Genomic DNA, 19,604 nt, shown 5'->3' with positions numbered 1-19,604 from the left:
ACCGCTCTCTCCATCAAGCTCTCCCGCTTGCTTGCGGGAGAGGGAGCGCACCATCGTTGCGGCGGCCATTCAGCGTCCCCCTGCCAAAATCGCCTTCCCCACATCCTCGTAATGCGCATCCCGCGCCTGGATCTGCTGGGCGATCGCATGCATGTCGCGGAGGCGTCGCTCGAACGGCTGGCTGCGGAACACGGCCGTGGCGCCTGCCATGTGATAGGCGGTATCCACCACCTTTGCCGATTGATGGATGGTCCAGGTTGCCGCTAGCCGGACCGCACTGCGATGCGCCGCGCTGAACTCGCCGGTCGCAGCAAGATCGCGCCACATCGCATCCGCCGTCGCGTAGAGATAGGCGCGGGCGGCGCGCAAATTGCCCTCGGTGCGGCCGATCAGCCCCTGGACGGCCTGGTTGTCCCGCATGGCGCCGGCCGCAAGCGACTGATGCTTTCCACGCGCCAGCGCGACAGCGGCATCCAGCGTGGCGCGCGCGACGCCCAGCGACACTGCGGCAAAGCCGAGGCTGAAGGTCGAGCCGGTGCCGATCCTGTAGAGCGCGCCTTTCTCGCGCAGCGCCGACGGCACGTCGCGAAACGCCGTGAATCGCTCGGGGACGAAGAGGTCGTTCACCTCATAGGAATCCGTGCCGGTGCCCGCGAGCCCGATCGCCTGCCAGACGTCGTGCAAGGTCGCGCTCGCAACCGGAAACAGGATCGTGCGCACCTCCGGCGATCCGTCGGCATACTTGCGCGGCACGCCGTCAGCCCCGACGATGCGGACATGCGCCCCGAGCCAGTTCGCCTGCCGCGAGCCCGAGGCAAGGTCCCAGCGCGCGGTGACGCGATAGCCGCCCTCGACCGCGCGCGCCTCATGCGCTACCGCGCCCCAGGCGAGGATGCCGGGCGGGGTGTTGAATATTTCCTGCGCGGCATCGTGGTCGAGCCAGGCCGCGATCATCGCGCAGACGCCGCACTGGCCGATGCACCAGGCGGCGGACGCATCCGCCTTGGCGATTTCCTCCAGCATCTGCATGAAGGCTTCGATGGGGGCCTCGGCGCCGCCGAGGCTTTGCGGCAGCAGCGCGCGGTAGAGCCCGTTCTGGATCAGCGCAGCCACGACGTCGGGCGTCAGCCGCCGCGTCCGCTCGATCTCGTCGGCCTCGCGCGCAATCAGTGGCGCGATCGCTCGCGCCCGCTCGACCAGACCAAATCCGGGAAGCTCGGACATCCGCGTTGTCTCGCTCCTTCTGCCGTGAGCGGTAGAGGCGCGATGTTGGTCCATTTGGCTGATGGGATCAAGGCGATGGGCGTCGGCCGGAATGAACGTGTCATGGCCTGCCGCGGCGGTTCGGTTGACATGTGTCAAGTCGAAGTCTCCGGGCGATCCCCACAATCGCGGCGAATGCGAAACCTCGGGAGAAACACGATGCGACATCGGATACTTGCGGCGACGCCGCCGCTCACGCTGCTGCGGCCAGGCCGGCCGATGCAGGGCGGAAATGAGGGCGTCGCCCGCATCCTCGGCATGTCTCGGCGATGATGGCAACTGCGGCGGCGTGCTTTCTGGACCGTAGCAGCGCGGCAATGTACCCTTAACGGTCGATTGACGTGAAGAGCCGGCGACTACGATACCACCGCACCGGCCAGGCAGGCGCCCGCCGCGGCGAGCGCTCCGATCAAGAGAGGCAGCGCGCGGGCGTGAAGTGGATTGCGACCATACCGCCACCCCTGGTGGAGCGGGATCTTCGGATCGACCTGTTTCGCGGACTCTCGCTATGGTGGATCTTTATCGACCACATCCCGGAAGTCTATCTGAACAGGTTCACGCCCAAGAACTTCGGCTTCAGTGATGCGGCAGAAATTCTCGTGTTCTTGTCGGGCCTCGCGTCCGGCATCGTATATGGTGACCTGTTTCGCCGGTTTGGCTTTGCGGTTGCGGGCCTGCGCATGTTGCGGCGTTCGTTCGAAATCTATATCGCGCAAATTCTGACCGTCGTCCTGTTGTTGGTGGTGGTGTCCTACATCGCGGTATGGCAGCCCGACATGCTCGATCACGCCAACCTGGCCATCCTGCTGCAAAAGCCCAGGGAAACACTGCTTCAGGCGGCACTGTTGCGCTATTCTCCGGTCAATCTGGACCCTCTGTTATTGATGGTCATACTCCACTTCGCGCTCATCCTGATCCTGCCTTTGACGATTCGGGCCTGGAAGTTGGCCCTGACCGGATCAGTGGCTCTTTACGTCCTTGCCCATCTGTTTGACTGGTACATTCCGGCCTATCCAAGGGGGCAACTCTATTTCAATCCGTTGAACTGGCAGTTGCTGTTCGTGATCGGTATCTGGTGGGGCGCAAACCGCGGCGCTTGGCAACTTGCCGTTCTCAAGTCCCGGGCTCTTGCTGCGCTGGCGGTGGGCTACGTGCTGTTCTCGTTCGTGATCACCCTGGGCTGGCAGATCCACGCGATCGAAGCCTATGTGCCGGGGTGGCTGTCGCGTCTGATCTATCCGGTCGACAAGACCAATCTCGATATCCTGCGATTGTTGCATTTTGCCGCGCTCGCACTGCTCTGTTGGCGCCTCCTTCCGAGCAATGCCGGCATCTTGAAGGCCGGAGCATTGCGGCCGCTGATACGATGCGGCGAGTATTCGCTCGCGATCTATTGCGCCAGTGTTCTGCTGTCCTTTGCAGCTCATGCGCTGCTCGGCCTGGGCTCGAACAGCCTGGCATCGCAAACGCTGGTCACGCTCCTGGGCCTGGGCCTGATGAGCGCCCTGGCGATATCGCTCGCCGCAATCGATCGCGGCATGTTTCCCAATCTCAGGCCGTTGTAACTTTGAACGCGAATGCTCGGGTGCAATATTCCACCGTCAGGCCGCGATGCGGCCGAGATCGAGCGATGGCCCGCACGTGTCATGGATCGCAGTCACGTGGACTCAGGATGTGTTTTGCGCCGCAGTTTCGTTGCCTCCGCGTGTCCGTTCCATTTGCGTCCACCCGAGGGCCGAGATCAGACTCATGTAGGCTTGAAAGTCCGCGCCGGTCATATTCAAGGAGCGGCTGCACTGTTGGAAGGCTTCCTCATATTGGCGGAGGTGCAGGTGTGCGACGCAGAGGAGCCGCGCTGTGATGGTCTCGCGCAGGACGGCCAGATTTGCGAGGTCGCCGTCGAACCGATCTGACCAGATGTCACGGGTGGTCTGAAGGTCGGTGAGAGATACGTTGACCCGCACCCGGTCTCCGTTGCGCCTCTCCGCGCCCTGCACGGCCCAGCGGATGCCGAGATTCGTCCCGAGCTGCTGCAAATCGAGCGGCTTCTTCCTGTAGGTGAAGGCAGTATCGCGTCCGACAACCATGGTGGCGGCCGTTCGCGCGAGATCGGTCGTCAAATCTGTCGAGATAACGTCGGCAAAGGAGTCCTGCGCCCGATCGTCGTTGAGGCTGGCGAAGGGCAACACGACGAGAGAGAGACGAGGCGCGATCTCGGGCCTGACTGTCGGTTGTCCTTGGATGTTTTGAGCTTCCCGTTTTGCATCAGTGCGGACCGCGTTCCAGACATTCCAGTATCCGGCAGCGCCGCCGGCGATTGCGCCGATGGCGGCGATCGACGCCAGCACTCTGCCGACGAGCTTCAGACGACCTCTGAGGTCCTCCAGCCGGCCAGCGGATCGCCGTCCGCCGACAGCGCTGGCAGACGTCACCAGAGCCGTAGCCGCTGCAGCGGTTGCTGGTCGTCGATCCTCATCGTGCACGACGCCCACGAAACGAAAGCCCTTTCGCGGAAATGTCTTGATAAGACGTTGTTGCTGGCCGGAGTCGCCGATCGCGCGTCGGACGGCGTTCAGCCGCGTCGTCAGCGCGGCATCGGATACGATTCGACCATTCCAGATCGCGTTGACGAGATCGTCTTTGCTGACGACGCGATCCCGGCTGCGGATCAGATGTTCGAGCAGATCGAGAACCTGGGGTGTCGTCGGCACGACATCGGGTCCGCGTCGCAATTCGCGCCGCTCGGTATCCAACGCACAGTCCTCGAAGAAATAGCGCATGGCACCATTTCCAGGCCTGCCCTCCATCCTCCGAGGGCGCGGGAGCAGTTGTCCGCGGACAATAGGCCTTCGGCGGGGAAAATGTAAGCCGCGAAGCAGTCCGCCCCGTCCGGGGGCGCAGCGTCGCGCCTGTCTGGAAGGCCCGCCTCGCGGAGAGCCTCCGCGAAGATCGCGAAGTCATCTGCGCGGCGAAACGGCGCCAGATTCCGCAGATTGGCACGAAGATCTGGATTGCATTCAAGCGCTTGCAGCACGGATCGTTGCGCTCGCGCACGCCGCCCCGTGAGTTGTCAAGTAGTCGAGAAAGTCGAAGACCTGTGGCGCAACGGGAACAGCATCAGCCCCGCGTTGCAGCTCGCGCCGGTCCGTGTCGAGCAGGTATTCATCGAAGAGATGGCGCAAGTTGCCACTCCTGTAGCCAACACTCCGTTGGATGAAGCCGCCCGTGCACCTGGTGGGGCGTAAAGTAAGCCGCTGGTCAGGAAAATGTAAGCCGCCCGTCAAGCGTGTCTGGCGACATCCTGGCATCCTGCCATCGGTAGAGGTATCGCCAAGGGATATCGCCGATGAGTGCCATCCACGGCGTTGCACCGGTGCGACGGACTGCCACACCTGCGCAACAGGCTGCCACCCTTTTCCTGCGGCTCTGGAGTGCATGGCAGGAACGCCGCAGACGGCGGAGGGTACGAACCGCTCTCTCTGCCCTCAGCGATCGGGAGCTGATGGATATCGGCGCGACGCGCGCAGAGATTGACTACATTGCCTTGCAGCAAGCCAGGGCAAGGCCCCATTGTTCGACACACCGGCGCATTGGCAATGCGCTTGCGATCTTGTTGCTCTTTCACCTGCTTGGCCTGATTTCCGCAAATCGCGCCGAGGCTCAATGCACTGCGCAAGATGTCCTGCGAAGACATCTGGCGGTCAAATCAGTTCCGCCAGCTCCTGGGTCGGCCATTCCGGTTGGCCACGCTGCAGATGTTTCAGTGTGGAAGACGATCCTGACCGGTACGTTCACGGATACTTTCGCTCTTCGCAACGCGATGAGTGAAATGGGGTGCGGCGTCGGAAACGCGGCGGCTGAGATACTGGCCGGACCGGCCTTTACTCTGAGCAGCAGGAAGGCGGCAGTCATGCTTGTTACCGTGTCGGTTGCCGAGCTCGGCTTTCGAGGCGAGACATCGTCGCTGCGGGAGATCTATGCGCGCGCGCAAGAGCTCGGCTTCGTTCTGGCGCCGCCCGAAATCGCGCCCCAGCTGAGACTTCAATATTTGGACCAGCCGATCGGTGAGTTTCTCATCATTGGGATGGAGCCTATCGAGACGTGGACGGGTGAAGCGGTCGTCCTGACGGTAGCCAATGGCGGAGCAGGCCTCATCCTGATCGGCCAGGATGGCCGTGAGGACGCGCAGATATCTGCGATGTCCCGTTTTGTGTTCGTGCGACCCGATACATCCGAGCCTGCGGATGCTGCCGCGATAGTCAGGTTCGAAAGGGAGAACCCGCGCGGAAGCGTCGGCCTTGGTCAGGGAGACAGGCGATGATCACGCGTCGTGACGTGCTGTCGACCGCCGCTGCCGCGCTCACCGCCACGCATCTTGTGCCGCGCGCGCTCGCACAGCCGCTCTCAAAGACCGTACACATCGTGACGGGCTTCTCGCCCGGGCTGCAGGACGCCATGGCGCGGCTCGTGGCCGGACAGATGAGCGGCTATGCGGAAGCCATCGTGGTTGAGACCCGGCCGGGCGCAGGCGGTCGCATCGCGGTGGAGGCTGTTAAGGGCGCCGACGCGGATGGATCGGCCATGCTGTTCGCGCCGCTCGGGTTCATGATATTCTTTCCGCACGTCTACAAGAATCTGAGATACCATCCGCGGGATTTCACGCCGGTGTCGACCGTCGCCTCGTCGCCGACATTGCTGACGGTCGGACCGAAGATGCCGGCCGACGTCGAGACGCTGGCGGATTTCGTGGCCTGGTGCCGCGCCAATCCGAAGCTCGCCACCTTTGGCACGCCGGGCGCCGGAACCACGCTGCATTTTCTCGGCACGATGCTGGGCCGCACCGCCGGCTTCGACTTTCTTCACGTGCCCTATCAGGGTGGTGGCGCGATTCAGGATCTGGTCAAGGGCGTGATTGCTGCGACCGTCATGCCGATCGGCAGCTCGCTCGGGCTCGTCCAGTCCGGTGATCTCCGCGCGCTGGCGACCACCGGGCCGCGCCGCTGCCCGTTTGTTCCAGCGGTGCCAACGGTGCGGGAGGCCGGATATCCCTCGCTCGAGGACCTCACATGGTTTGCGTTTTTCGTTCCGGCCAAGACACCGGCGCCGATCGTCAGCAAGCTCAATGCCGCAATCCAGGCGGCCTTGCGCACCGACGAGGTCAGGGCCGGCATGGCAAAGCTGGCTGTCGAACCCGACGCGATCGCCATGGGAGACTTCGCCCGGCTGATCGCATCCGAATCCGACCGGTGGAAGGCGATCGTCGAGGCAACGGGGTTCGTCCCGACCGACTGAAGCGGCATTTGACAGGAGGCAACACATGAGCCAGCGGGCGTCCGTGCATGATCTCGTGCAGTCGCATCGCATCACCGCGGTGATCTATGCGGCGGCGAAGCTCAATCTCGCCGAGGCGATCGGCGATGAGGTGAAATCGGTGTCCGAACTCGCCCGGCTGGTGTCCGTCGATGCAAGCGCGCTGCGCAGGTTGCTCGTGGGCCTGACGACACTTGGCCTGTGCAGGCAGGTGGACCGGGACCGGTTTGCCATGACCGATCTCGGGCGGCAGCTCGACGAGGCCGCCGATCCATCATTCAAGGACTGGGTTCTCTTTGAGGGCGAAATGCTGGCGCAGTCCTGGAGCGGACTGGTCGACTCGGTTCGCTCCGGGAAGAGCGCGGGCGAGTTGCGCGGCGACGGCGACGATCGCTATGCCGCGACAAGCAATGCGCCGGAATGGAACCGCCGGTTCAACGCCGCGATGGCCAACCTCACCCTGTCCATTGTTCCAAGGATCGTTGCAGCCCACGACTTCGCGGTCGCGCGCGTTGTCATGGACCTCGGTGCCGGCACCGGCGAATTGATCGGCAGTGTACTCATGCACAACCCACATCTCGAGGGCATCGCCTTCGACCTTGCGCGCTGCGAGGCTGGAGCGCATGCGCATTTTGACCGGCTTGGCATCGCCGATCGTTGCCGTTTCGTCGCCGGAAGTTTCTTTGAAAGGGTTCCGGGCGGCGCGGACACGATCCTGATGAAGAGCATCCTGCACAATTGGAAGGACGATCGTTGCGAGGTCATTCTGCGCAACTGCCGGGATGCGCTGCCGGCCAGTGGAACGTTGATTGTGATCGAGCGGATCATGCCGGAGCTTGCCACGACCGAGGCCCAGGACCGCTCCTGCGCCATGAGCGACCTCAACATGCTGAGGGGGCCCGGCGGTTGCGAGCGGACGGAAGCCGAGTATCTCAGGCTGGCCATCCCGGCCGGCTTTGCCTTCGTCGGCACGAGTGGTATCGGCTCGTTCAGCTTGCTCCAATTCATAAAGGTTGGACACTGACTGCGCCAACTACCGAGCCTCAATGTGCCGCGTCGCGTTCTCCGGCGCTGCCGGTCACATACGTTGCGATCCTGGCATCATCCCCCTGTCTTGCCCGACGGGTCAAACGGAATTCCGATAATCGAAAAAGTTCAATCCCAACAAGCCCCCGTCTACTGTGCATGGGGTTGTTTTCGACATTTTGGTTGTCCGGGTTAGTTGTCCGGGCCAGAACGGCTCGGATCAGACCTGTCCTGTCACGAAATTTGGTTTCGCCTTCGTCGCCATGGCCGAACTTGACCCGGCCATCCCCGCCTCAGCTATCCACCTTCAGCGCGGCGATGAACGCTTCCTGCGGGATGTCGACCTTGCCGAACTGCCGCATCTTCTTCTTGCCTTCCTTCTGCTTCTCCAGAAGTTTTCGTTTACGGGTGATGTCGCCGCCGTAGCATTTCGCGGTGACGTCCTTGCGCAGCGCGCGCACCGTCTCGCGGGCGATCACCTTGCCGCCGATCGCCGCCTGGATCGGGATCTGGAACATGTGCGGCGGGATCAGCTCCTTCATCTTCTCGACCATGGCGCGGCCGCGCCCCTCGGCACGGGTGCGGTGGACCAGCATCGAGAGCGCATCGACCGGCTCGGCATTGACCAGGATCTGCATCTTGACGAGATCGGCCGGCTTGTAGTCGGTCAGGTGATAGTCGAACGAGGCGTAGCCCTTGGAGACCGACTTCAGGCGGTCGTAGAAGTCGAACACGACCTCGTTGAGCGGCAAATCGTATTTCACCATGGCGCGGGAGCCGACATAGGTCAGCTCCTTCTGCGAGCCGCGGCGGTCCTGGCACAGCTTCAGCACGCTGCCGAGATATTCGTCCGGCGTCATGATCGTCGCCTCGATCCAGGGCTCCTGGATCTCCTCGATCTTGACCACGTCGGGCATGTCGACGGGATTGTGGATCTCGATCTCGGTGCCGTCGGTGAGCTTCATCTTGTAGATGACGCTCGGCGCCGTCGCGATCAGATTGAGGTCGAACTCGCGCGACAGCCGCTCCTGGATGATCTCGAGGTGCAACAGCCCGAGGAAGCCGCAGCGGAAGCCGAAGCCGAGCGCGGCCGAGGTTTCCATCTCAAAGGAGAAGCTGGCGTCGTTCAGCCGCAGCTTGCCCATGGCGGCGCGCAGCGTCTCGAAATCGTCGGCATCGACCGGGAACAGGCCGCAGAACACGACCGGAATTGCCGGCTTGAAACCCGGCAGCATTTCGGTGACCGGCTTCCTGTCGTCGGTGATGGTGTCGCCGACGCGGGTGTCGGCGACTTCCTTGATCGCGGCGGTGATGAAGCCGATCTCGCCGGGGCCGAGCTCGTCGACCTGCTGCATCTTCGGCGTGAAGAAGCCGACGCGCTCGACATCGTAGGCCGCGCCGGTGCCCATCATGCGCACGCGCTGGCCCTTCTTCATGGTGCCGTCGACGATGCGCACCAGCACGACGACGCCGAGATAGACGTCGTACCAGCTGTCGACCAAAAGCGCCTTCAAGGTCGCGTCGCGATCGCCCTTCGGCGGCGGCAAACGGGTGACGATGGCTTCCAGCACGTCGGGGACGCCGAGGCCGGTCTTGGCCGAGATCATCACCGCGTCGGAGGCGTCGATGCCGATGACGTCCTCGATCTGCTGCTTGACCTTCTCGGGCTCGGCCGCGGGCAGGTCGACCTTGTTCAGGACCGGGACGATCTCGTGATTGTTGTCGAGCGCCTGATAGACGTTGGCGAGCGTCTGCGCCTCGACGCCCTGGCTCGCGTCGACCACCAGCAGGGAACCTTCGCACGCCGCCAGCGACCGCGAGACTTCGTAGGCGAAGTCGACATGGCCGGGCGTGTCCATCAGGTTGAAGATGTAATCCTTGCCGTCCTTGGCGCGATACGAGAGGCGCACCGTCTGCGCCTTGATGGTGATGCCGCGCTCGCGCTCGATGTCCATGGAATCGAGCACCTGCTCCTTGCCCGCCATCTCGCGGTCGGAGAGGCCGCCGGTCATCTGGATCAGGCGGTCGGCCAGCGTCGATTTGCCATGGTCGATATGGGCGACGATGGAGAAATTGCGGATGTTGGAAATGGGGACGGTCGTCATGGGCGCGGGATACCACTCACATCCCCGTGCGGCAACCATATTGCTGTATTTTCAGGGCCTTTCTTCACGCCAAGCTGATTCCAAGACGGGCCAAAACGCGCTACGCAAACGCCCCATGTCGACCACTTCTCTTCCCACGGCCAGAGCGCGGGCGAAGACCCGCTTGAGTTACGACCGCTTCCGGGCCTGGCTGGTTGCCTGTGCGATCCGGCCCGAGACGCGCCTCTGGCTGGTGATCCAGCTCGCCATCCTGCATGCGGTGCTCTGGACCTTCATCCTGATCAATCTGAAGGCGGCGCAGGACGTTCACATGGACGTCGCAGAAGCCTATGGCTGGGGCCAGAAATTCCTCTGGGGCTACGGCAAGCATCCGCCGCTGTCGGGCTGGGTGGCCGGCCTCTGGTTCAAGGCGTTCCCGGCGGCGGACTGGGCGACCTATGCGCTCGCGATGGCGACGGTGAGCGTCGGCATGGTGATCTGCTGGCTCGTGAGCTTGCGCGTGGTGGATGCGCGGCGCGCGTTCCTCGTCGTGGTGATGATCGCGCTCTACCCGATCTTCAATTTCAAGGGTTTCAAGTACAACCCGGATCTGCTGCAGCTCGTCACCTTGCCGCTGCTCGTGCTTGCCTATCTCAACGCGTTCGAGAAGCGGAGCTGGCAGTCCGGCATCTGGCTCGGGCTTGCCGGCGCCTTGGCGCTGATGACCAAATATTGGGTGCTGACCATGATCGGCGCCATCGGCCTTGCCGCGCTGATCCATCCGGATCGCGCAAGATTCCTGCTGTCACCGGCGCCGTGGGTGGCCATCGTGACGATGGTGCTGGCGCTGATCCCGCACCTCGTCTGGCTGGCGGATGTGCATTTCGTGCCGCTGACCTATGCCGGCGACACCTACAGCCTCCAGGACAAAAGCGAGGTGCATCAGCTCGTCGCCGGCTACTTCGTGCATAATTTCGCGCTGCTGGCGCTGCCGGTGGCGCTCGCGGCGCTGGCCATGGCGCTGGTGCCGCCTTGGGCCAGGTTGCTGCTGCGCGCTCCCTTGCGCATCGTCACGCGTGCCTGGGCGCGCGGCGGAAATTCCGGCGTCAATCTCCCGCAGGCGCTCAACGTCTGGATCATCCAGATCATCGTCGCGTTCGGCCCGCCGCTCGGGGCGCTGGTCTTCAGCATCTACATGAAGACCGATTGGGGCATCTCGCTGTTCTTCCTGGTCCCGCTCGCGCTGGTCGCGATTCCCGCGTTGCGGGTGCAGGGCGCCGTGCTGTTCAACATCGCCGCGATCTGGCTCGTGCTCAGCGCCGCGACGCTGGCCGCCTCGCCCTGGATCGCCGCGCGCGAGATGGCGGCCAATGCCGGCAACACCGCGACCTATGGCGCGCGCTCGGAGCTGGCCCGCGAGCTGACCCAGGCCTGGCACGCGCGCTTCGCCTCGCGCTGGGCCGTCGTCGTGGGAACGATGGAAACGATACAGCCGATGGTGTTCTACAGCCCCGATCACCCCAGCCCGTTCACGCCGAACGAAGCCTGGGCTTCCGGGCTGACCTCGCTCGACGACGTCAAGAGATACGGCTTCATCGGCGTGTTCGATGCGACCGACGAACGCCTGCCGAAGCTCGAGAAATGGGTGTCCGAGACCGCGCCGAATGCCGAGCGCATCGTGATGACGACGCGCCGCTTCACCCACGGCAAGGCCGGTCCGTCGATGAGCTGGAACGTCTACATCGCGCCGCCGGCGAAATAGTGGTTCAACCTAGCTGGCGTTCCCCGGACAAAGCGCAGCGCGTAGCGGTGCGCTGCTGATCCGGGGTCCAGTTCGGTGATGCATGGATCCCGGCTCGGCGGCGCATCGCTACGCGCTGCACCGCGTCCGGGACACGAGAGAAGGACTAAGTCCCTTCCTCGTTGAACTTGCTCTCGACGAGCTCGGTGATCGCCGCGAGCGCGGCTTCGGCATCCGTGCCGGCGGCGGCCACAGTGATCGTCGTGCCGGGACCAGCGGCGAGCATCATCAGGCCCATGATCGAGGTGCCGCCGACGGTCTCGCCGCCGCGCGTCACCCACACCTGCGCATCGAAGCGCTCCACCGCCTGGACGAATTTCGCGGAGGCGCGGGCGTGCAGGCCGCGCTTGTTGACGATCAGGAGATCCTTGGAGATCGCGCCAGCGGGCACGCCGGTTCCCGATTGTGGCGCCTCGCCACTCATTTGCCGGCGAGCACGCGGCTGGCGATGGTGACGTATTTGCGGCCCGCTTCCTGGGCCATCGCGATCGCGTCCGGCAGCGGCCGCTCCTCGCGAACCTTGGCGAGCTTCACCAGCATGGGAAGATTGATGCCCGCGAGCACTTCGACCTTGGGGCGGCTCATGCAGGATATTGCAAGGTTCGAGGGCGTGCCGCCGAACATGTCGGTAAGGATCGCAACGCCGTCACCGGAATCGACGCGATTGACCGCCTCGATGATGTCGCTTCGACAGAGATCGGAATCATCTTCGGCGCCGATCGTGATCGCTTCGATTTGCTTTTGTGGACCCATGACATGTTCAAGCGCCGCCTTGAATTCGTCGGCAAGGCGCCCGTGGGTCACAAGTACTAGACCAATCATCGGAAAACTCCTCGCGGGCGCTTTTGGTGCACCGCACGAACGCGCCACTTTGACCATCCAGAGCCCCCGCGCAAGAGGGGATGTTGCGTATCTCCCTGAATATAGACGGATGGATAAGGGGAGCTGCGCCGGTCTATTCGGTCGCGATAGTGGGGTTCATATGGTTACCATTTCCCTTCAAACAATCGCCGGAAGGGTTAACGGAAGATGAACTCTTGGTAGTGGTCAAGGCCGCAACAACCAAGGGGAGGGGCGAATGGTCGCGCCCGACGGGAATTCGCGGTATTTCGACACCAGAAATGCTGGTTTTCAACGATTCCGCCGCAGGCAGGCGCTCCGCGTCGGCGGCGTCCAGATCGACCACGAGACCGACGGTCGCATGCTCCACGAAGTCGCAGCGGCGGATTCCCAGGCCCCGGATCTCGATCAGGCCGGCCAATACCGGCGCGGGGCGGACCTCAATTTCATGGCCGACTGTCGCCAGATGGACACGGTCATCACCGACCAGAACGGCCCTTTCGACCACGCCCGAGCGGCCCGCCATGATCAGATCAAAGGCAAGCCGCGACTTGCCGGAGCCCGAGGGCCCGCGGATCAGCACGGCAAAAGCCCCGACCTTGACTGCGGAGGCGTGAATGCTGGGCCCGCCATCGTTCAAACTACCTTGGCTCATAGCGCCGGCAGCCTGACCACGAAGCGCGCGCCGGCAATGGTCGGAGCGCCGTCGGCATCCAGCGGGCCGGGACGGTTCTCCGCCCAGATGCGTCCGCCATGGGCCTCGATGATCTGCTTGGAGATCGACAGACCGAGGCCTGAGTTCTGGCCAAAACCCTGATGCGGACGGTCGGTGTAGAAACGCTCGAAGATGCGCTCCAGCGCGTCGTCGCGAATGCCGGGGCCGTCGTCGTCGACCACGATCTCGATCTCGCCACGCGCGCGGCGGCAAGTGAGGCGCACCTTGCTGCCGGCTTCCGAGAACGATTGTGCGTTGGAGAGAAGGTTGGACACCACCTGCCCGAGCCGCGAATCGTGGCCGGTCACGGCGAAGGCGTCGGTGGGGCTGCGGCCCTCGAAGCGCGTCTCGACCGCGACGTCGTGGCCGAGCTTGGTTTCATTGGCGACTGACGCCAGCGTCGTCAGCAGGCGGCGCAGGTCGACCGGGATCGCATCCTGGCGCTGCAATTCGGCATCGAGGCGGCTGGCGTCGGAGATGTCGGAGATCAGCCGGTCGAGCCGCTTGACGTCGTGCTCGATCACCTCGAGCAGGCGCGCGCGGCTGGTCTCGTTGCGCGCAAGCGGCAGCGTCTCGACCGCCGAGCGCAGCGACGTCAGCGGATTCTTCAATTCATGGGCGACGTCGGCGGCAAACATCTCGATCGCCTCGATGCGGCTGTAGAGCGCGCTGGTCATGTCGCGCAGCGCGCCGGAGAGGTGGCCGATCTCGTCGCGGCGGCGCGTGAAATCGGGAATCTCGATGCGGGCCTTGATGCGGCGGCGGACGCGCTCGGCGCTGTCGGCGAGCCGGCGTACGGGCCCGGCGATCGTGCTCGCGAGCAACAGCGACAGCATGATCATGACGGCGGCGGCGACGCCGCCGACCTTCAGGATGGCGAGGCGCTCGGCGGTGACCATCTGGTCGATGTCGTCGCCTTGCGTCGACAGCATCAAGGCGCCATGGATCGCGCGCGAGCGCAGCACGGGGACCGCGACCGACACGATCACCTCGCCGCGCGCATTGACCCGCACCATCGAGCGCTTCTGGCCCTGAAGCGCGTCGCTCACCTCCGCATAGCCATTGCCGTTCTCGGGTCCGAGCTCGCGATAGAGCGGCAGGTCGCCGCGGTTCAGCCAGGTGCGCACCGCGACCATGCCGCGCTCGACGATACCGGGCTTCTCGGCCGGCGGCGGCAGGTCGTAGCGCAGCACGTTTTCGAGATTGCGGCTGTCGACCAGCAGGCTGCCGTTCGGGTCGTAGATGCGGGCGCGCGTCTTGGTCGGCGAGATCAGCGTGCGCAGCACCGGCGCCACGCGCTCCGGGTTGATCGGGAAGTCCAGGGGCGAATATTCGTCTGGGCCGCCATAGGTCTCGCCCGGCTTGAGGTCGAGCAGCCGGTCGGGGTCGATGGTGATCGCGTTGGTCTGCACGGTCGCGGAGGCCGCGATCGCGCCGGCGATGATCTCGGCCTGCACCAAAAGGCTCTGCGCGCGCGCATCGATCAGGCCGGCGCGGAATTGCGACAGATACAGGATGCTCGCCACCAGCGCGACGAGACCGGCGAGGTTGAGCGAGACGATGCGGCGGGTCAGGCTCGAGAAGGACAGCGCGAAGAAGAACTGCCCGGCGCGCTTTACCCAGTTCAGCGGCCGCCAGCCCTGCGGCTTGTCATCGGCGACGTGCTCCGGAACGCCGTCGGATGCGATATCCCCGGCGCTCTGGTTCGGATCAGGCTGCGTTCGGTCAAGCAATGCTTACGCCCGCGTTAGGACAGCTTGCGAGAAGGTCCCCGCATCCTAGAGCATGATCCGGAAAAGTGTGTAGCGGTTTTCCGAAAAGATCATGCTCAAACGATAACCTGAAGCGCGATGATCTCATCGCGCTTTGGAGCGATCCCGGTCCCGATGGAATCGGAACCGGCGATGCTCGCGTCTTTCGTGAAGCTGGGTGAGCCTCAGGCTTCCTTGAAACGGTAGCCGACGCCGTAAAGCGTCTCGATCATCTCGAACTCGTTGTCGACCACCTTGAACTTCTTGCGCAGCCGCTTGATGTGGCTGTCGATGGTGCGGTCGTCGACGTAGACCTGGTCGTCATAGGCGGCGTCCATCAGCGCGTTGCGGCTCTTCACCACGCCGGGCCGGGTCGCGAGCGCCTGCAGGATCAGGAATTCGGTGACGGTCAGCGTCACCGGCTCGTTCTTCCAGGTACAGGTATGGCGTTCCGGATCCATGCGCAGCAGGCCGCGGTCGAGCGCCTTGGCGTCGTTCTCCTTCGGCGCGACGGTCGGGTCCTTGGGCGCCGACCGGCGTAGCACCGCCTTGACGCGTTCGACGAGGAGGCGCTGCGAGAACGGTTTGCGGATGAAGTCGTCGGCGCCCATCTTGAGGCCGAACAATTCGTCGATCTCCTCGTCCTTCGAGGTGAGGAAGATCACCGGCAGGTCGGATTTCTGCCTGAGACGGCGCAGCGTCTCCATGCCGTCCATGCGCGGCATCTTGATGTCGAGGATGGCAAGATCGGGCTGGGTGGTGCGGAAGCCGTCGAGCGCGGAGGCGCCGTCGGTGTAGGTCATGATGCGGTAGCCTTCGGCTTCCAGCGCGATCGAGACGGATGTGAGAATGTTGCGGTCGTCGTCGACCAAAGCGATTGTGGGCATGAGCCTCTGCTTTCTGCTTTCCGTTTGGGTCGTGGCTTGAAACGGCGAGCAATCCAGTGATGCGCCGCATACATGGGTGCCAAAGTTGGCGTTCGAACCTTGTCACCGAGCAATGCAAGCTGGGCTGAAGTGTGACCAAGTTCCACGAAACACGGCAGATTCGCCGCGTCTCGACCCATAACCGGGCCCCGGTTTACCCGAAAAAAGGCCCCCCATGCAACCACCTGACCCGAGAAAGCCGATGCAACCGACTCGCAATTTCGACCCCGGAACGCTCGCCAAATCGCTCCTGCGGCGGTCCCGGCAAGGAGCCCTGGCGACGCTGATGGTCGGCAGCGGTGATCCCTATTGCTCCCTGGTCAACCTCGCCAGCCACCCCGATGGCTCGCCGATCCTCCTGATCTCGCGCCTGGCCGTGCATACCCGGAACATCCTCGCGGACCCCAGGGTCTCGCTGATGCTGGACGAGCGCGTGGCCGGCGATCCCCTCGAAGGCGCGCGGATCATGCTGTCAGGCCGGGCAGAGGAGGCCGATACCGACAAGGATCTGCTTCAGCGACGGTATCTAAGTGCCCATCCCTCGGCCGAGGGCTTTGTTTCGTTTAAGGATTTCTCCTTCTTCCGGATCCGACCCACGGGAACTCATCTGGTCGCGGGCTTTGGCCGGATCGTCGACCTCAAGCCTGATCAGTTCCTCACGGACCTTACCGGAGCAGATGATCTGCTCGCGGCCGAAGCGAGCGCCGTCGAGCACATGAACGCCGACCATCGCGACGCCATGAATCTCTATGCAACAAAGCTCCTCGAAGCCGTCGAGGGCGACTGGCGCTGCACCGGCTGTGACCCTGAAGGCCTCGACATGCAGGACGGCCAAATCACACTGCGGCTGGACTTTCCCGAGCGGGTGACGGATGGCACGGCGCTGCGCAAGATGCTGGTCCGCCTCGCTGGCGAAGCGCGCATGAAGATGGACCAGGGCACCACCACTTGAACGCCGTTACCCGTCGCTGCGACCCATGACCGTGATGGTTTTCGGGCTCGCAGCGAGAGGGGTCATGACGCGTCATCGTATGGCATCGGCCGCGGGTCTGGCGCTCGCGATCACCACCTTGCTCGCCACCCCGGTCCCTGCCCGGAAGGGCGATCTCGCCGCACAGGGGGCGCGGATCAATGCGCTCAGTCAGGTCGGCAAATACGCGGAAGCGTTACCCCTGGCGCAGGCCATGGTCGCGAGCCTGGAGAAGGCCAGCGACGGTCGCGACCTGTCCGCAGCGCTCAACAATCTCGGCCAGGTCCATGCCGGCCAGGGCCGCGACGATCTGGCGGAGCCGGTCTACAAGCGCGCCATCGCGCTGATGGAAAAGGCGCTCGGCCTCGACACGGGCTTGATCGCGCCCGAGTTGAACAATCTCGCCGCGCTGTATCAACGCCAGGGCCGCTTCACCGAGGCCGAGCCGCTGTTCAAGCGCGCGCTCGCCGTCAGCGAAAAGAGTCTGTCGCGCGAGCATCCTGATGTCGGCCGCGCCCTGAACAATCTCGCCACGCTCTATGTGAAGCAGGGGCGCCTCGCCGAGGCTGAACCGCTGTTCCGGCGCTCGCTCGCGATCTATCAGAAAGCAGCCGGGCCCGAGCATCCCGCGGTTGCGACCGTCCTGAACAATATCGGTCAGGTCGATCGCGACCTCAATCGCGACGCCGATGCCGAAGCGCCGATCAAGCGCTCGCTCGCGATCCGTGAAAAGGTGCTGGGGCCGGATCATCCCGATGTCGCGCGCTCGCTCAACAATCTCGCCGGGCTCCACGAGCACCAGCAGCGCTATGCCGAGGCCGAGCCGCTCTATCGCCGCGCTCTGGCGATCCGCGAGCGTGCATTCGGACCGGATCATCCCGATGTCGCGACGTCGACGAGCAATCTCGCCCATTTCCTGCAGGCGACGGGACGGACTGCGGATGCTGTGCCGTTCGCGCAGAAAACGCTCGCCGCCAATCGTGCGCAGCTGCGAGTCGTGCTGCCGATTCTGTTCGCTGCGCGGCAGCAATCGCTGCTGGCGAGCGACAAGGCGCTCGATGACGCGCTTGCGGCGATCCAGCGCGGCACCCAATCTTCCGCCGCCTCCGCCGTGAACAAGCTCGCGGTGCGGCTTGCCGCCGGCAGCGACCGGCTCGCCGAGCTCGTGCGCAAGGATCAGGATCTCGCGGCCGAGTCCGAAGCGCTCGACAAGGCGATCATCGCCGCGGTGTCGAAGCAATCCGCCCAACGCGACGCCGCGGCCGAGCAGCGCAGCCGCGCGCGGATCGCGGCGATCGCGAGCGCGCGCAATGGGTTGCAGAAGACGCTCGCCGTCGAGTTTCCCGACTATGCCTCGCTCTCCAACCCGCTGCCGCTGACGGTGAAGGACATCCAGTCGCTGCTCTCGGCCGACGAGGCGATGGTGATCTATTCCGTCGCCGACGATCAGAGCCATGTCGTCGCGATCACGCGCGAGGGCACCGACTGGAGGGAGATTTCTCTCGGCGCGGATGCGCTGGCGCAGAAGGTAGCTGCTTTCCGTAAGGGATTGGATGTCGGCAAGGCGCGCGACGCCTCCGGCAGATCGGGACTGTTCGATCTTGCGCTCGCGAGCGAGCTCTATGTCGCGCTGCTTGGCCCGGTCGAGGCGCTGACAAAGGACAAGCGCAACCTGCTGGTCGTGCCGTCGGCGGCGCTGACCGCATTGCCGTTTCATCTGCTGGTCACGGAGAAGCCGCAGGCTGCGATCCCGGACAGGCTCGAGGGCTATCGCGACGCCGCCTGGCTGCTGCGGCGTCAGGCCGTCTCGGTGCTGCCGTCGGTGATCTCCCTGAAATCGCTGCGCGCCTTCGCCCGCAGGGATCAAGGCGTCAAGCCGATGACCGGTTTCGGCGATCCCGTGTTCGACCCAGCAGCCGTAGGGCCCGCCGGCCGGCGCGCCACGAGCGGCAAGGTCGCCGCGCGCAGCATCGCGACGATGGCCTATGCCGAGTTCTGGCGCGGCGCAGGCGTCGATCGCGCGCGGCTGGCGCAGGCTTTGCCCCAACTGCCCGATACCGCCGATGAGCTGAATGCGGTGGCGAGGGACGTCGGCGCCACCGATGCCGACATCCATCTCGGACGCGATGCCAGCGAAACGACGCTGAAGCATGCAGCGCTTGCCCAATACGGCATCATCTACTTTGCCACCCACGGCCTCGTTGCCGGCGACGTCAAGGGATTGGGTGAGCCCTCGCTGGCACTCTCCATTCCGGATCAGCCGTCGGAGCTCGACGACGGTCTTCTCACGGCCAGCGAAGTGGCCCAGCTCAAGCTCAACGCCGATTGGGTGGTGCTGTCCGCCTGCAACACCATCGCGGGCGACAAGCCCGGCGCGGAAGCGCTGTCGGGATTGGCGCGCTCGTTCTTCTACGCAGGCGCCCGCGCGCTGCTGGTTTCGCATTGGGCCGTGGATTCGGAAGCTGCCACCCGCCTGACCACGTCGACGTTCGCGCAGCTCAAGAACGAACCAAAGATCGGTCGTGCCGAAGCCTTGCGCCGCGCCATGTTAATCTATCTCGACGACGCTTCGTCACCGCGCAACGCCTATCCGGCGATGTGGGGGCCGTTCGCCCTGATCGGCGAGGGTGAGGTCAGGTAAGAGGCGGCGCAAGGATTGTGCGTCGCAATAACCGGAAGTAACGCGCAAACGCGCGTTTGGTTGCGCGATCATTCGTGATTTCGTGACGTGCCTGCTCAGAGCTGACATGCGCGACGTTTGGCGCGGTCCTTGAATAAACCAAATCCTGCGGGATCAGCTTGGCAACGCCAGCGTTCATCAGTATTAGGTCGTTCAGCCGAGGCCGAACGGCCCAATAATCACGGTGACCGCGGTGGCGCCAAACTTGGTCGCGCTGAGTGTCGCGGGTTCTAGGAGG

At 64.2% G+C, this 19,604-nt stretch carries 15 protein-coding genes and 1 pseudogene; 7 read left to right on the top strand and 9 right to left on the bottom strand.

Going from position 1 to position 19,604, the window contains the following annotated elements; all coding sequences use genetic code 11:
- Positions 1-69: 69 nt before the first annotated feature.
- The gene (locus tag XH87_RS27355) at positions 70-1,224 is read right to left on the bottom strand and encodes an acyl-CoA dehydrogenase family protein (protein ID WP_271589603.1); all 1,155 of its coding nucleotides are present in this window, start codon (positions 1,222-1,224) and stop codon (positions 70-72) included.
- Between the two features lie 380 nt (positions 1,225-1,604).
- On the opposite strand from XH87_RS27355, the gene XH87_RS27350 reads away from it, so the two are divergent.
- Positions 1,605-2,828: an OpgC domain-containing protein gene (locus XH87_RS27350; protein WP_271589602.1), complete on the top strand. Its 1,224-nt coding sequence runs from the start codon at positions 1,605-1,607 to the stop codon at positions 2,826-2,828.
- 885 nt (positions 2,829-3,713) lie between these two features.
- Here the strand turns inward: XH87_RS27350 and XH87_RS27345 are convergent.
- Positions 3,714-4,043 (bottom strand): annotated as a pseudogene (locus XH87_RS27345) (winged helix-turn-helix domain-containing protein); the annotation flags it as partial.
- A 237-nt stretch (positions 4,044-4,280) separates the two neighbouring features.
- On the bottom strand, positions 4,281-4,445 hold the full coding sequence (locus XH87_RS27340; RefSeq protein ID WP_271589601.1) for a hypothetical protein: 165 nt from the start codon (positions 4,443-4,445) through the stop codon (positions 4,281-4,283).
- A gap of 164 nt (positions 4,446-4,609) precedes the next feature.
- On the opposite strand from XH87_RS27340, the gene XH87_RS27335 reads away from it, so the two are divergent.
- Genes XH87_RS27335 through XH87_RS27325 form a run of 3 tightly spaced genes read left to right on the top strand, consistent with a single transcriptional unit; the run spans position 4,610 to position 7,597 of the window.
- Complete coding sequence (locus XH87_RS27335; protein ID WP_271589600.1) at positions 4,610-5,584, top strand: DUF1127 domain-containing protein; 975 nt, start codon at positions 4,610-4,612, stop codon at positions 5,582-5,584.
- The gene (locus XH87_RS27330) at positions 5,581-6,555 is read left to right on the top strand and encodes a Bug family tripartite tricarboxylate transporter substrate binding protein (RefSeq protein ID WP_271589599.1); all 975 of its coding nucleotides are present in this window, start codon (positions 5,581-5,583) and stop codon (positions 6,553-6,555) included. Before XH87_RS27335 ends, XH87_RS27330 begins: the two co-directional genes overlap by 4 nt.
- Before the next feature lie 25 nt (positions 6,556-6,580).
- Positions 6,581-7,597, top strand: a complete 1,017-nt coding sequence (locus XH87_RS27325; protein WP_442868307.1) for a methyltransferase — start codon at positions 6,581-6,583, stop codon at positions 7,595-7,597.
- A 295-nt stretch (positions 7,598-7,892) separates the two neighbouring features.
- Here the strand turns inward: XH87_RS27325 and lepA are convergent, their stop codons facing one another.
- Positions 7,893-9,704, bottom strand: a complete 1,812-nt coding sequence (gene lepA / locus XH87_RS27320) for a translation elongation factor 4 (protein ID WP_035700612.1) — start codon at positions 9,702-9,704, stop codon at positions 7,893-7,895.
- Positions 9,705-9,819: 115 nt separating this feature from the next.
- Between lepA and XH87_RS27315 the strand changes: the two genes are divergently transcribed.
- Entirely contained in the window at positions 9,820-11,445 is a 1,626-nt protein-coding gene (locus XH87_RS27315; protein WP_271589597.1) for a glycosyltransferase family 39 protein, read from the top strand.
- A gap of 145 nt (positions 11,446-11,590) precedes the next feature.
- Here XH87_RS27315 and XH87_RS27310 read toward each other — a convergent pair whose 3' ends face one another.
- From XH87_RS27310 to XH87_RS27290, 5 genes are all read right to left on the bottom strand, one after another.
- Positions 11,591-11,908: an HPr family phosphocarrier protein gene (locus tag XH87_RS27310; protein ID WP_271589596.1), complete on the bottom strand. Its 318-nt coding sequence runs from the start codon at positions 11,906-11,908 to the stop codon at positions 11,591-11,593.
- Entirely contained in the window at positions 11,905-12,306 is a 402-nt protein-coding gene (locus XH87_RS27305; RefSeq protein ID WP_007597752.1) for a PTS sugar transporter subunit IIA, read from the bottom strand. The genes XH87_RS27310 and XH87_RS27305 overlap by 4 nt, the downstream gene beginning before the upstream one ends.
- Before the next feature lie 133 nt (positions 12,307-12,439).
- Complete coding sequence (locus tag XH87_RS27300) at positions 12,440-12,964, bottom strand: HPr kinase/phosphorylase (RefSeq protein WP_271589761.1); 525 nt, start codon at positions 12,962-12,964, stop codon at positions 12,440-12,442.
- A gap of 11 nt (positions 12,965-12,975) precedes the next feature.
- Positions 12,976-14,772, bottom strand: a complete 1,797-nt coding sequence (locus tag XH87_RS27295) for a sensor histidine kinase (RefSeq protein ID WP_199763070.1) — start codon at positions 14,770-14,772, stop codon at positions 12,976-12,978.
- Between the two features lie 203 nt (positions 14,773-14,975).
- The gene (locus tag XH87_RS27290; RefSeq protein WP_008542552.1) at positions 14,976-15,677 is read right to left on the bottom strand and encodes a response regulator transcription factor; all 702 of its coding nucleotides are present in this window, start codon (positions 15,675-15,677) and stop codon (positions 14,976-14,978) included.
- Between the two features lie 241 nt (positions 15,678-15,918).
- Between XH87_RS27290 and XH87_RS27285 the strand changes: the two genes are divergently transcribed.
- Together XH87_RS27285 and XH87_RS27280 are read left to right on the top strand one after the other, a co-directional pair.
- Positions 15,919-16,668, top strand: a complete 750-nt coding sequence (locus tag XH87_RS27285) for a HugZ family pyridoxamine 5'-phosphate oxidase (RefSeq protein WP_158669691.1) — start codon at positions 15,919-15,921, stop codon at positions 16,666-16,668.
- Positions 16,669-16,732: 64 nt separating this feature from the next.
- On the top strand, positions 16,733-19,327 hold the full coding sequence (locus XH87_RS27280; protein WP_271589595.1) for a CHAT domain-containing tetratricopeptide repeat protein: 2,595 nt from the start codon (positions 16,733-16,735) through the stop codon (positions 19,325-19,327).
- Positions 19,328-19,604 lie beyond the last annotated feature (277 nt).

The sequence above is a fragment of the Bradyrhizobium sp. CCBAU 53415 genome (genome assembly GCF_028128735.1).
In the GTDB taxonomy this organism is placed as follows: Bacteria; Pseudomonadota; Alphaproteobacteria; order Rhizobiales; family Xanthobacteraceae; genus Bradyrhizobium.
Note: the sequence above shows the minus strand (reverse complement) of the source record. Positions and strands in the feature narration are given on the sequence as shown.